10 protein-coding genes are annotated in these 12,819 nt (G+C 45.8%); 7 read left to right on the forward strand and 3 right to left on the reverse strand.

Annotated elements, in window-relative coordinates; genetic code table 11:
• Positions 1–165 precede the first annotated feature (165 nt).
• Positions 166–1,113: a glutathione S-transferase family protein gene (locus tag FKN08_RS02380; protein WP_065646643.1), complete on the forward strand. Its 948-nt coding sequence runs from the start codon at positions 166–168 to the stop codon at positions 1,111–1,113.
• A 114-nt stretch (positions 1,114–1,227) separates the two neighbouring features.
• Here FKN08_RS02380 and FKN08_RS02385 read toward each other — a convergent pair whose 3' ends face one another.
• Positions 1,228–1,650: a hypothetical protein gene (locus FKN08_RS02385; protein ID WP_005396638.1), complete on the reverse strand. Its 423-nt coding sequence runs from the start codon at positions 1,648–1,650 to the stop codon at positions 1,228–1,230.
• A gap of 286 nt (positions 1,651–1,936) precedes the next feature.
• On the opposite strand from FKN08_RS02385, the gene FKN08_RS02390 reads away from it, so the two are divergent.
• Complete coding sequence (locus FKN08_RS02390) at positions 1,937–3,214, forward strand: DUF4010 domain-containing protein (RefSeq protein WP_170891238.1); 1,278 nt, start codon at positions 1,937–1,939, stop codon at positions 3,212–3,214.
• 111 nt (positions 3,215–3,325) lie between these two features.
• Here the strand turns inward: FKN08_RS02390 and pta are convergent, their stop codons facing one another.
• Both pta and FKN08_RS02400 read right to left on the reverse strand, forming a co-directional pair.
• Positions 3,326–5,470, reverse strand: a complete 2,145-nt coding sequence (gene pta / locus FKN08_RS02395) for a phosphate acetyltransferase (RefSeq protein ID WP_005396636.1) — start codon at positions 5,468–5,470, stop codon at positions 3,326–3,328.
• Positions 5,471–5,606: 136 nt separating this feature from the next.
• Complete coding sequence (locus FKN08_RS02400) at positions 5,607–6,803, reverse strand: acetate kinase (protein ID WP_005396635.1); 1,197 nt, start codon at positions 6,801–6,803, stop codon at positions 5,607–5,609.
• A gap of 346 nt (positions 6,804–7,149) precedes the next feature.
• On the opposite strand from FKN08_RS02400, the gene yfbV reads away from it, so the two are divergent.
• The 5 genes from yfbV (at position 7,150) to malZ (ending at position 12,769) form a co-directional block, all read left to right on the forward strand.
• The gene (gene yfbV / locus FKN08_RS02405) at positions 7,150–7,602 is read left to right on the forward strand and encodes a terminus macrodomain insulation protein YfbV (protein WP_005380809.1); all 453 of its coding nucleotides are present in this window, start codon (positions 7,150–7,152) and stop codon (positions 7,600–7,602) included.
• Positions 7,603–7,931: 329 nt separating this feature from the next.
• Positions 7,932–8,897: an ABC transporter substrate-binding protein gene (locus tag FKN08_RS02410; protein ID WP_047010059.1), complete on the forward strand. Its 966-nt coding sequence runs from the start codon at positions 7,932–7,934 to the stop codon at positions 8,895–8,897.
• Between the two features lie 177 nt (positions 8,898–9,074).
• On the forward strand, positions 9,075–10,010 hold the full coding sequence (locus FKN08_RS02415; RefSeq protein WP_005396632.1) for an ABC transporter permease: 936 nt from the start codon (positions 9,075–9,077) through the stop codon (positions 10,008–10,010).
• The gene (locus FKN08_RS02420) at positions 10,007–10,801 is read left to right on the forward strand and encodes an ABC transporter ATP-binding protein (protein WP_005396631.1); all 795 of its coding nucleotides are present in this window, start codon (positions 10,007–10,009) and stop codon (positions 10,799–10,801) included. Before FKN08_RS02415 ends, FKN08_RS02420 begins: the two co-directional genes overlap by 4 nt.
• A gap of 141 nt (positions 10,802–10,942) precedes the next feature.
• The gene (gene malZ / locus FKN08_RS02425) at positions 10,943–12,769 is read left to right on the forward strand and encodes a maltodextrin glucosidase (protein WP_170891240.1); all 1,827 of its coding nucleotides are present in this window, start codon (positions 10,943–10,945) and stop codon (positions 12,767–12,769) included.
• The last annotated feature ends 50 nt before the right edge of the window (positions 12,770–12,819 follow it).

A 12,819-nucleotide genomic window follows, 5' to 3' on the forward strand; every position in this document is an offset into this window, starting at 1 on the left:
TCAGCCTGTGACGGGCTTAAGCGCGACACCTTCATCGGGTCGCGCTTTTTTTATGCATCTGATTTATACATTCGAATTTCTTGAACATGATGTCCTAAGTTCAGTGATTTTCTGTTTGATAGGAAACGCTAATATAGACATAAACAGAATGAGAGGAGCGCAATCATGGGTAAGTTGGTCGAAGGTGTTTGGCATGACGTCTGGTATGACACAAAATCAAATGGTGGCAAATTTGTGCGTGAAGATGCCGGATTCCGTAACTGGGTTAAAAACGAACCTGATGCGGAGTTTAAACCGGAGTCTGGTCGATACCATTTGTATGTCTCTCTTGCTTGTCCTTGGGCACACCGAACGCTCATCTTCCGCAAGCTGAAAGGCTTAGAACCCCATATTGATGTCACGGTTGTTTGCCCGGATATGTTAAGCCAAGGCTGGCAAATGGGGCTTCCTGAGCCACTATTTGGTCACACTCGTATGCACCAAATCTACACGCAGGCCAAACCAGATTACACAGGCCGTGTAACTGTGCCTGTGCTTTGGGATAAAAAGACCAATACGATTGTGTCGAATGAGTCGTCAGAAATTATTCGTATGTTTAACACGGAGTTCAATGAGTTAACAGGAAACCACGATGACTATTATCCAGAACAGTTAAAGCATGTTATTGACGAGTGGAACGATTTTGTTTATCCAAACGTCAACAATGGAGTGTATCGCTGTGGTTTTGCGACCACGCAAGAGGCATATGAAGAAGCATTCGATTCTTTATTTTCTGCGCTAGATAAAATCGATTCGCACCTAGCGACGCATCGTTATTTAGCGGGGAATACTATTACTGAGGCTGATTGGCGTTTGTTTACGACTCTGATCCGTTTCGATGCCGTGTATGTGGGCCACTTCAAATGTAACAAGCAGCGCATCGCAGACTACGAGAATATTCAAGGATACTTAAAAGAGTTGTATCAAGTCGAAGGCGTCGAAGAAACCACGGATTTCTACCATATTAAACGTCACTACTATTTCAGCCACACCGGGATTAACCCGACGCAAGTCGTACCCAAAGGGCCTGATTTAGACTTAAACTCTCCTCATGGAAGAGAAATAATTGGCTAGTTTGTTGCCTCCATCAGAAATGAAAAAGTACTTAACGGTAAGCAATGTCGTTAAGTACTTTTATGCCAACTAAATACTAGGAGTAGGAGAGTGACTTTTAAGTGTGCGCTCGTCTTACTTAGCGCGCACGACGTCCATCACTAATTTTCCGTCGACTTTTACAGGTCCATCTTCTTTGGCTCCGAGTGTATATTCAAATACGCCAGTCTTCATTCCCCCGTTTTCTCCGTGGACCATTAGCATCAGCATGTCGCCAGACTCAACCGGTTCCATCAAAATTGCATTCACGTTCTCATTCTGTCCCATCTTTAGTGGGGCATAGCCGATAACAGGGCCAGGCTTCATTGATTCGTCTGTTCGGTGGACTACCATCCATCCGTTGTCGTCAGCATGAGCCATTTTTGCGGTTACCGTTCCTCCGGACATATCTTGATCAACGCCTTTAATGCTTGGGGCAGAAAAGCTGAATGAAGAAAAACTGAACAGAATTGCAGCTAAACCAAGCTTTAGCAGTGAGTTGTTGATGGAGTTGTTCATATGTATTCCTTACTTATGTGTGAGTTTGCTTAATAGCAGTCCATCTTCGTTACGTAGTTCGAGTAAGAAAGTTCAGTTGAAATGTAAATAATGCTGATAAATTGAACAGGGAGGGCCGCTTCGTTCTATTACGTTTTGGTGGTAGATAAAAGAATAATGAAATTATAAGACGCAATGGTAAGCAGGGAACCGGGGCCATTTTCTGATTATCCTCTCATCGTCACAGCTTCTTACCCATATTCAAATAAACTAATGATATAACAACCGCTTTTTAACGGGGTGATGCATGGATATCAATGAGTTTGTCAGTGGCGAGCATCTAATTTGGAATCTGCTTATTGCTCTATTACTAGGGGCAATTGTTGGCACCCAACGTGGCTGGGTGATGCGCAATAGCGTAGAAGGCAGTCGTGTAGCAGGCATTCGTACTTTTTCTTTAGTCGGTTTACTCGGTGGTTTAGTTGGCATTCTCGCCAACATCTATACACCTTTACTCATTGGTTTTGCGCTTATCGCTTTAGTCATCCTCACTTGCATCGCTTTTGTTATACAGCAGAAAAAGAGCGGAGATGTGAGCATCACTGGCGTGGTTAGTATCATGGTGGTGTTTGTTCTGGGTAACCTTACCGTGTCGGGTGAGGCTGTTTTGGCTGCAGCAGCGGCCGTTATTACCGCGGTGGTGCTTGATAACAAAAGAGAGCTACATCAAGCGCTACAAAAACTGCAAGAGTATGAGTTAGACGCAGCACTGCGTTTATTACTTATCTCGATAGTCATGTTACCCCTGTTACCAAATCAATCTTACGGCCCTTGGAATGCACTTAACCCGTATGAGATTTGGTGGATGGTTGTGTTGATCGCTAGTATCTCTTTTGTCGGTTATTTTGCGATAAAAATCGGCGGGGCGAAGCGAGGTATTTTGTTTACGTCTGTATTTGCGGGGCTTAGCTCTTCGACAGCATTAACGTTGCAGTTTTCCCATCTTTCTCGTGAGCAAGCGAGCATCAGCCCGTTACTCGCTAGTGGTATTCTTTTGAGCTGCGGAACCATGTTCCCTCGTTTACTTATCGTACTGTCCGTTATCAATCCACAATTAGTGAAACTGCTTTGGCCAATTGTGATGGCGATGATGGTTGCGCTGTACATTCCGGCATGGTGGATTTGGCGCAGAAGTGAAGTTGAGCAGATTGAGCAATCAAATAAGCAAACGAACCCTCTTGCTTTGCAGTCGGCACTGTTCTTTGGCCTCGTGTTGGCGTTGATTATGCTGCTTGCTCACGCTTTGTCTGACTGGTTTGGCAATGCGGGGGTGTTGATCCTTTCTGCTTTATCAGGGATTACTGACGTTGATGCGATCTCGTTAACCCTCGGACGTCAAAGTACGCAAACATTAAGCGTGACCACTGCTGCGTTAGGCATTTTGATTGCCGCTTCGGTTAATACCATTGTGAAAATGGGGATGGTTATCGCGATAGGGGATAAGAAGCTTTGGCGCCGAATCGCACCCGTGATGACAGGTTGTGTTGTGGTTGGGGCTGGGGTATTTATGGCGCTATATTCATAAGAGCGTATTAGTGCTATTGCTCATAGCCTCTTTGCTGTGTGGCCAACAATAGAAAAAGCCCTCGACGAATCGAGGGCTTTGGATAGTTGTCCAACTAGATGTCAGAAGCGATTATTTAGCTTCTTGGTCTGCTTGGATTGCTGTTAGAGCGATTGTGTACACGATATCGTCTACTAGCGCGCCACGAGACAAGTCGTTTACAGGCTTGCGCATACCTTGCAGCATTGGACCGATAGAAACTAGGTCAGCTGAACGTTGTACTGCTTTGTAAGTCGTGTTACCCGTGTTTAGGTCTGGGAATACGAATACTGTCGCTTTACCTGCCACTGGAGAGTTAGGCGCTTTAGACGCTGCCACGTTTTCCATGATAGCTGCGTCGTACTGCAGAGGACCGTCGATCACTAGATCAGGACGCTTCTCTTTCGCGATGCGAGTTGCTTCACGTACTTTATCAACGTCTGCACCCTTACCAGATTCACCAGTAGAGTAAGAGATCATAGCAACGCGAGGGTCGATACCGAATGCTGCTGCAGAGTCAGCAGATTGGATAGCGATTTCAGCAAGCTGTTCAGCGGTTGGATCTGGGTTGATCGCACAGTCACCGTAAACCAGTACTTGATCAGGCAGAAGCATGAAGAATACTGAAGATACGATAGACGCATTTGGTGCAGTCTTGATGATTTGGAACGGAGGAACGATAGTGTTCGCCGTAGTATGAACAGCACCAGAAACTAGTCCGTCAACTTCGTCGTTCTCAAGCATCATTGTGCCTAGGAATACTGAATCTTGTAGCTTCTCACGAGCCACAACTTCAGTCATGCCTTTCGCACCGCGCAGCTCAACTAGACGAGCAACGTAGTTTTCACGAACAGCATCGGCATCGATGATGGTTACGCCAGTACCTAGCTCAACGCCTTGTTGAGCAGCTACGCGACGGATTTCATCTGGGTTACCTAGAAGCACACAGTCTGCAATGCCGCGTTCAGCACAGATGGCTGCCGCTTTAACAGTACGTGGTTCGTCACCTTCTGGAAGAACGATACGCTTGCCTGCTTTACGAGCAAGTTCAGTTAGTTGGTAACGGAACGCTGGTGGGCTTAGACGACGAGACTTCTGAGTACCTTCAGTCATTGACTCGATCCAGTTACCGTCGATGTGACCAGCAACGTGCTCGTTGATGAACTCGATACGCTCTTTATCGTCTGCAGGTACTTCGATGCTGAAGCTCTGTAGGTTTAGAGATGTCTGCCAAGTGTTACCTTGTGCTTTGAAGATAGGTAGACCAGTGTCAAACGCTGGTTTACATAGACCTTCGATTTCGCGAGGGATGTCGTAACCGCCAGTTAGCAGTACAGCACCAATATCCACACCGTTCATTGCAGCAAGAGAAGCAGCAACGATAACATCAGGACGGTCTGCAGAAGTAACAAGTAGAGAGCCAGGTTTGAAATGCTCAATCATGTTTGGCAGAGAACGTGCACAGAAAGTGATGCTCTTGATGCGACGAGTGTTGATGTCACCTTCGTTGATGATATCTGCTTTCAGGTGCTTAGCCATGTCGATTGCACGAGTCGCAATCAGATCAATGCTCCATGGCACGCAACCTAGTACACGAATTGGAGAAGTGTTGAAGATTTCCATCACTTTCAATTCGTTTTGTTTTGCGCTATCTGCATCGTCAAAGATTTCAGATAGGTCAGGGCGAGTACGGCCAGCTTCGTCAACAGGAGCGTTTAGCTTGTTGATGATAACGCCAGAGATGTTTTTGTTCTTAGTGCCGCCGAAGTTAGAACATGCTACTTCGATACGCTCTTTCAGTTGCGCTGGGTTATCAGTACCTGGAGTCGCAACTAGCACGATTTCTGCACCAAGTGTTGCCGCGATTTCCGCGTTTACTTGGTTTGCAAATGGGTGCTTACGAGTAGGTACAAGACCTTCGATTAGCGTAACGTCTGCGTCTTTGTTGATTTGGTTGTAACGTTCAACAACGGTTTCTAGCAGCTCGTCCATGTTGTCGTTACCGATTAGGCTTTCAGCAACAGACATCGCCATTGGTTCACCGATCTTCATATCGCTGTTGTGGCCAACGATAGTTGAAGTCAGATCTGGCTGATCACCACCTGAACGTGGCTGACAGATTGGCTTGTAGAAAGAAACTTTAACGCCTTTACGCTCCATAGCGCGAAGAACACCCATGCTAACGCTTGTTAGGCCAACGCCTGCGCTAGTAGGGATAAGCATAATAGTACGAGACATTCGTAGAGTACCTTTAGCTATTTGGGGGATAAAAGCTCAACTCTTATTCCATGAAGCTCGAAGAATAGGAGTTGAGCCCCTAAGAAATTCGTTTGAATGAAAATCTGGCTAGCCGAGTGGCTAGCCAGTAATTCAATTAAAGACCTGTCAGGCGTGCAGTGTCTTCAGCGATGACTAGCTCTTCGTTAGTAGAGATAACCATTGCAGGGATACGGCTGTTTTCAGTCGTGATAACACCTTCGCCGCCGAAGCGAGCTTTAAGGTTAGCTTCGCTATCTACTTCGATACCGAAGATGCCAAGACGGTTTAGAACCATTTCACGGATAGGGCCAGAGTTCTCGCCGATACCGCCAGTGAAAGTGATTGCGTCTAGACGGCCGTCCATTGAAGCCGTGTAGCCAGCTACGTACTTAGCTAGACGGTGGCAGAACACGTCCATTGCGCGTGTTGCTTCTTCTTTCTCACCGTAGTTGTCTTCAACGAAACGACAATCAGAAGTCACTTCAGTTAGACCTTGAAGACCAGACTCTTTAGTTAGCATCGTGTTGATTTGATCAACAGAGTAACCTAGAGCGTCGTGCAGGTGGAAGATGATCGCAGGGTCGATGTCGCCACAGCGAGTACCCATTACTAGACCTTCAAGTGGAGTAAGACCCATAGAAGTGTCTACAGATTGACCGTTCTTGATTGCACATACAGACGCGCCGTTACCTAGGTGACAGTTGATGATGTTTACTTCTTCAACTGGTTTGTTTAGTAGGCCAGCAACTTCACGAGTGATGAACAAGTGAGAAGTACCGTGCATACCGTAACGACGGATACCGTGTTCTTTGTATAGGTTGTATGGAAGAGCGTATAGGTAAGACTCTTCAGGCATAGTTTGGTGGAACGCAGTGTCAAATACAGCAACGTTTTTCAGCTCTGGGAAGTTTTTCTTAGCCGCTTCGATACCGATGATGTGGGCAGGGTTATGAAGAGGTGCAAATGTTGCAGCGTCTTGAATACCTTTTAGAACTTCATCAGTGATTAGTGCAGATTGAGTGAACTGCTCGCCGCCGTGAACGATACGGTGACCGATTGCGCCTAGGTTAGCTTTAAGCTCTGGCTTAGAAGCAAGAATAGTTTCTACCATAAACGCTAGTGCTTCTTCGTGAGCTGCACCATTGCCTAGTTGAGCTTCGTGCTTGCCATCAAGTTTCCACTTGATGCGAGCTTCAGGAAGGTGAAGACACTCAGCAAGACCTGATAAGTGCTCGTCGCCGTTCTCGGCATCAACAACGGCAAATTTAAGAGAAGAACTACCGCAGTTTAAAACTAAAACTAGCTTAGACATGTATGACTACCTGTTATTCGTCTGATAAAAAATCAGTTAAAGAATGAAAAATTAATCACAAGAATAGCCGATACCCAGAAGGCTGCGTACTAATCCTGGTCAAAAATTGTTCTAATTCCATATAAAGAAATAGTGATGAACCCATCCATCACTATGATGCGATCCGTGCAGATAGATATCTCGGAGTTGCTTAAATTGTAAATAACAGCAACAATGAGATTGAGGGTCTGCAAAGGATAGCGATAATAAGCAATGATAACAAAAAAAATTTGAAAGAATATTAACTTTCATCAATTTTTTGTACCTTCAGTTGAAATGTTCAACTATTTTTTAGTGAGAGAGCGGTATGAGTAATAAAGTCGGATTGATCCATAGCCTGAAAGATGGCCAGAATTACATGGAGATCTGGCCGGTTCGTAAAGAGCTAAGCGCCATATTTCCGGAACAGCGTATCATTAAGGCGACTCGCTTTGGCATTAAAGTCATGCCAGCCGTCGCTGCGATCAGCGTACTCACTCAAATGGCATTCAACAATTACCACGCGTTACCTCAGTCTATTGTTGTCGCCTTGTTTGCGATTAGCTTGCCACTCCAAGGGATTTGGTGGCTTGGTGCTCGATCCAACACGAAACTGCCGCCTTCTCTGGCATCTTGGTATCGGGAGCTGCATCAAAAAATTGTGGAAACAGGTTTTGCACTAGAGCCTGTTAAAGCTCGCCCTCGTTATAAAGAGCTTGCGATAATACTGAACCGAGCGTTTCGCCAGCTCGATAAATCGTCACTAGAGCGTTGGTTCTAATTTAAATTGTTTGAAATGGAGTGTGCACTAGCCGCTCCATTTTTGATCCTGCCTCTATTACCTACTTTGACGGTCGTTGATGAAGCGAGCGAAGCTTTGTTTACCAAAGATTCTTTCCGGATGAAGAAGTCCCCCGATCACAAATGTTGCTTTAGTGTTAAATCTTTCTTTTCTTTACTAAGACTTAGTAGTAATAATAAAAACAAGATGCGCAAGAAGTGCACAGTTATACGAACACAACATTACCCCCTTCAAACATTTGAATTCACGAGTCGATATTCATGTTGAATGCTCGCGAAACAAGGACGAAGTCACATCAAGGAGTTATGATGAAAACGAAACGTTTATTAGCCACTGCCGTTCTATCTGCTACTGCTATTTTCTCTTCTGCCAATGTACTGGCCGCCACTGCAACCGTTGCAGTTTCACAAATTGTCGAACACCCCGCGTTAGACGCGACGCGTCAAGGATTGCTTGATGGTTTAAAAGCGAAAGGCTACGAAGAAGGCAAAAATCTAGAATTTGATTATAAGACCGCACAGGGTAACCCTGCGATTGCAGTGCAAATTGCCCGTCAGTACGTCGGCGAAAATCCTGATGTGTTAGTGGGTATCGCGACGCCTTCGGCACAAGCCTTGGTGTCGGCAACGCGCTCTATTCCTGTTGTCTTTACTGCGGTAACAGATCCGGTCGGTGCGAAATTGGTTAAGTCGATGGAACAACCAGGCAAAAACGTAACTGGCCTGTCTGATCTTTCACCCGTTGCTCAGCATGTCGACCTCATCCAAGAAATTCTCCCTCAGGTGAAAAGCATCGGGGTTGTATTTAATCCCGGTGAAGCTAATGCCGTGACTTTGGTTGAACTGCTAAAAGAAAGCGCAGAAGCAAAAGGCATACAAGTGGTTGAAGCGACCGCACTAAAAAGTGCTGATGTTCAGTCTGCGACTCAAGCGATTGCAGCGAAATCAGACATTCTTTACGCCCCAACAGACAATACAGTTGCAAGTGCGATTGAAGGGATGATTGTGGCAGCGAATCAAGCGAAAAAACCTGTCTTTGGTGGTGCGACGTCATATGTCGAAAAAGGAGCAATTGCAGGCTTAGGTTTTGACTACTACCAGGTTGGTGTGCAAACCGCTGATTACGTGGCGGCGATTCTTGATGGTCAAGAACCAGGCAAATTGGATGTAAAAGTCGCGACGGGCTCTGACCTCGTAATTAATGAAAGCGCGGCATCTAAGCTCGGTATCAAGCTGCCAAGTTCTGTGGTTGAACGTGCGACAAGCATGCAATAAGTAACGCTCTTTTTTGGGGTTAGGGCCGTCACGTCTGTTGATAGAGGCTTGCCCCAAAATTGATACTCGCCGGACTTCTCGTGTAGAGCATTCTGCTAGAGAAGAATGGGAGTATACGTTAGAAGTCTTAAGTTCAGGTTGGTATTCGTCAGCCTGAACATGCAGAAAGGAGCAGTTATGTCTGCATTTGCTTTTTTTGGCGCACTCGAAATTGGCTTAATTTATGGCCTAGTTGCCTTGGGTGTGTATCTTACATTTCGTGTTCTCGATTTCCCCGATTTGAGTGTGGATGGCAGCTTTCCAATGGGAGCGGCGGTGGCTGCAACGGCGATTGTCGCAGGTATTAATCCTTGGCTTGCGACAATAATGGCGATGATAGCCGGTAGTATGACGGGTTGGATAACCGCTTTTCTGGCTGTTCGATGTGGTATTTTGCACCTGTTAGCTTCCATTCTTACCATGATCGCGGCATTTTCAATCAATATTCGTATTATGGGCAAACCTAATATGGCGTTGCTTGGAGAGGATACGATTCTCACGCCGTTTGAAGCCTTGGGCGATCCGATGTTCATTCGTCCTCTGGTTGTTGGGGTCTTAGTTCTTTTGTCCGCTTTCTTTGTGATTCGCTTGCTCAACAGCGACTTTGGTCTTGGTTTACGAGCCACGGGCGTGAATGCGCGTATGGTTTCTGCGCAAGGGGCGAGCACTGGTTTTTATACCTACTTTGGGTTGGCTTTATCCAACGGTTTTGTCGGATTCGCAGGCGCGTTGTTTGCACAAACGAACAGCTTTGCAGATGTGACCTCTGGCGTGGGCACCATTGTGGTTGGTTTGGCTGCTGTGATTTTGGGCCAGACCCTTATTCCCGGGCGAAAAATTTGGGTTGCGGTATTTGCTGTCATCATCGGTTCGGTACTTTATCGTCTTGCTGTGGCTTTCGCTTTGAGCTCTGGCATGTTTGGTTTACAAGCTTCAGACCTCAACCTGGTTACCGCAGTATTGGTGGCTGTGGCGCTTATTGCTCCAAAGCTAAAACAGAGCATGAGAGCGAAACAACGCGTTACTGATGCTAAACAAGCGGCATCAAAAAATGGTTCTGGGGAGGCGTTATGATTGAACTTAATAACATTCAGGTCACGTTCAACCCTGGGACGATTTTGGAAAATCGTGCACTGAAAGGTGTCTCTTTAGAGGTTCCAGAACATCAGTTTCTGACTGTGATTGGTTCTAATGGCGCAGGAAAATCGACGTTGCTTGGTGCGGTAACAGGTGAGACGCCGATGATAGGTGGTCAGGTGATCATTGATGGCAAAGACGTCACCAAGCAGACGGTAGCCCAGCGTGCGACGCAATGCGCACGAGTGTTTCAAGATCCATTGGCCGGAACCTGTGGAGAGCTAACGATAGAAGAGAACATGGCTTTAGCGTACATGCGTGGTAAAAAACGCAGTTGGGGTTTGGCGCTTTCAGCTAAACGTCGCAAGCTGTTCCAAGAGCGAATTAGCATCCTAGGGCTTGGCTTAGAAGATCGTCTGGGCGATAGCATTGGCTTACTGTCCGGTGGACAACGACAAGCCGTTAGCCTTGTGATGGCGACGTTATCGGAGAGTAAGTTGTTACTGCTTGATGAACACACGGCTGCGCTTGATCCTCGTATGGCGGCGTTTGTTATCGACTTAACTAAACGTATTGTCGATGAGTTCGATTTAACCGTGATGATGGTGACGCATTCGATGAAAGACGCATTAGCATGTGGCGATAGGACCGTAATGCTTCACCAAGGTGAAATTGTGCTTGATGTGGCTGGAGAGCAGCGCGCTAACATGCAAGTACCAGACTTGTTGGATATGTTCTCCAAAGTGCGTGGTGAAGAGCTGGCAGATGACAGTCTCTTGTTGAACTAAGCGGTATCCGACAAGTCACTACGCCTACTAAGTGTGATCCTCCTTGGGAAAATTGGCTGATATGTCAACTCGCAAGGAGGATTTCTTGTCTCTAATTCTTCAATAACATAGTGGCATATCCGATGACGAGGAGTGCCCATAATGAACCTGCCATTTATTTTTCATAGTCAAACTATTGATGGTTTAGCTTTTAATCAAGAGCAAGTCACAGTCAGACTGAAAACCGAGACATTGGATTTTGATTCCGTATATGTGCGTCTTGAGCCGGACAATGAAGAATGTCTGGTCGACATGACTCAAGTAGGAACTGCTGGGGAATTGTTACTATGGGAAGCATCGTTCCGCCCAAATCGAGATCGAGATGTAACACATTATGTGTTTAAGCTTCTCAAAGATGGACAACAATACTGGCTCGATGCACGAGGCGTACAAAAGCGTATTCCACCCAAAGAGTTCCACTTTAAGTTGAATGTAAACCATCAACCACCAAGCTGGGTCCAGGAGCAAGTGTTCTATCAAATCTTTCCTGACCGTTTTTCTGCTAGTAAAAGTGAATCTGACATTCGTAAAGCTTATGCTCAGCATGATTCAGAAGCGATCATTAAATCGTGGGGAGAAGCGGTAGGCTCTCACCAAAATACCGGGGCACGTGAATTCTTTGGCGGCGACCTCAAAGGTGTAGAGCAGAGGTTGGATTACCTTGAGCAGCTCGGCGTAACAGCGCTTTACTTCAATCCGATTTTTTCTTCACCAAGTAACCACAAATACGACACTACTGATTACTTTACTGTTGATCCTATGCTCGGCACTAATGCTCAGTTTGCGGAACTGTGTGAGAAGATTCGCGGTAAGAATATGAAGATTGTCTTAGACGCGGTGTTTAACCACACGTCAGTGCATCATCCTTGGTTTGATATCCAACAAAAAGGAGAAGGGGCGTATGGCAATCCGCAGTCAAAGTTCCGCGATTACTACTTTTTCGAAGGCGAAACCAACCACTACATTGGTTGGAAAGGCATTGGTAACTTACCGGTTCTGAACTTTGAAAATGAACATGTGCGTGACTATATCTACCAAAGTGAAGAGTCTGTCATCAAGTATTGGCTGAAGCCACCGTACTTGGTTGATGGCTGGCGGTTTGATGTCATTCATATGCTTGGCGAAGGAGAGGGAGCAAAAAACAATGCTCATTATGTTGAAGCGTTTCGCCATGCGACTAAGTCAGTCAATCCGAATGCCTATGTGCTAGGTGAGCACTTTTTTGAAGCAACACAGTGGCTGCAAGGTGATCAAGAGGATGGGGCGATGAACTACTACGGTTTTGCTCATCCAGTTCGAGCTTTTATCGCGCAGCAAGATATTATGTATGAACCAATCAACATTGATGGTTTGGAGTTTAAAGCATGGTTGGACGAAGCCAGAGCAAAAATTCCATTTTCGAATCAGCTATCGCAGCTAAATCAACTCGATAGTCATGATACTGCTCGTTTTATCACACTGGTTGATGGTGATAAGCGTAAAATGAACATCGCACTTGCTCTGCTCATGACATACGTCGGTACACCTTGTATTTACTATGGGAGTGAAGTCGGACTAGAGGGAGGGCTGGACCCAGATAATCGTCGCAGTTTCCCTTGGAATGAAATTGAAAACTCAGCATGGCTGTCGATTTACAAGCAATGGATTTCGATACGTAAACAGTACAAGTCTTTACAGTCTGGTAGTATTCAATGGCTGCATTGCGATACCAACGTGCTGGCTTATGCGCGCGTACTTGGAAGTGAAGCGATCGTTGTTGTGATGAATCTAAGTGGCGATGAGTGTTCAATTGACTTGCCTCTGTGGCAACTTGGTTTGGAGGCTACCCATCTTTCGTCACTGCTGGATGGACGCGAACTTATTAATTATAAGGGTCATCTTTCTGTCAATATGCCTGCGCAGAGCTTCAAATTGTGGCAACTGAAGTGACACTACGTTCTATATTGATTAAACTTCTTTAATATATAAACAGTCTCCTA

The organism is Vibrio sp. 1-2 (7-a) (assembly GCF_013048515.1).
Classification (GTDB): domain Bacteria; phylum Pseudomonadota; class Gammaproteobacteria; order Enterobacterales; family Vibrionaceae; genus Vibrio; species Vibrio diabolicus.

Coding starts and splice junctions, on each gene's coding strand:
- FKN08_RS02380 (WP_065646643.1), top strand. CDS start 166: ATGGGTAAGTTGGTCGAAGGTGTTTGGCATGACGTCTGGTATGACACA.
- FKN08_RS02385 (WP_005396638.1), bottom strand. CDS start 1,650: ATGAACAACTCCATCAACAACTCACTGCTAAAGCTTGGTTTAGCTGCA.
- FKN08_RS02390 (WP_170891238.1), top strand. CDS start 1,937: ATGGATATCAATGAGTTTGTCAGTGGCGAGCATCTAATTTGGAATCTG.
- pta (WP_005396636.1), bottom strand. CDS start 5,470: ATGTCTCGTACTATTATGCTTATCCCTACTAGCGCAGGCGTTGGCCTA.
- FKN08_RS02400 (WP_005396635.1), bottom strand. CDS start 6,803: ATGTCTAAGCTAGTTTTAGTTTTAAACTGCGGTAGTTCTTCTCTTAAA.
- yfbV (WP_005380809.1), top strand. CDS start 7,150: ATGAGTAATAAAGTCGGATTGATCCATAGCCTGAAAGATGGCCAGAAT.
- FKN08_RS02410 (WP_047010059.1), top strand. CDS start 7,932: ATGAAAACGAAACGTTTATTAGCCACTGCCGTTCTATCTGCTACTGCT.
- FKN08_RS02415 (WP_005396632.1), top strand. CDS start 9,075: ATGTCTGCATTTGCTTTTTTTGGCGCACTCGAAATTGGCTTAATTTAT.
- FKN08_RS02420 (WP_005396631.1), top strand. CDS start 10,007: ATGATTGAACTTAATAACATTCAGGTCACGTTCAACCCTGGGACGATT.
- malZ (WP_170891240.1), top strand. CDS start 10,943: ATGAACCTGCCATTTATTTTTCATAGTCAAACTATTGATGGTTTAGCT.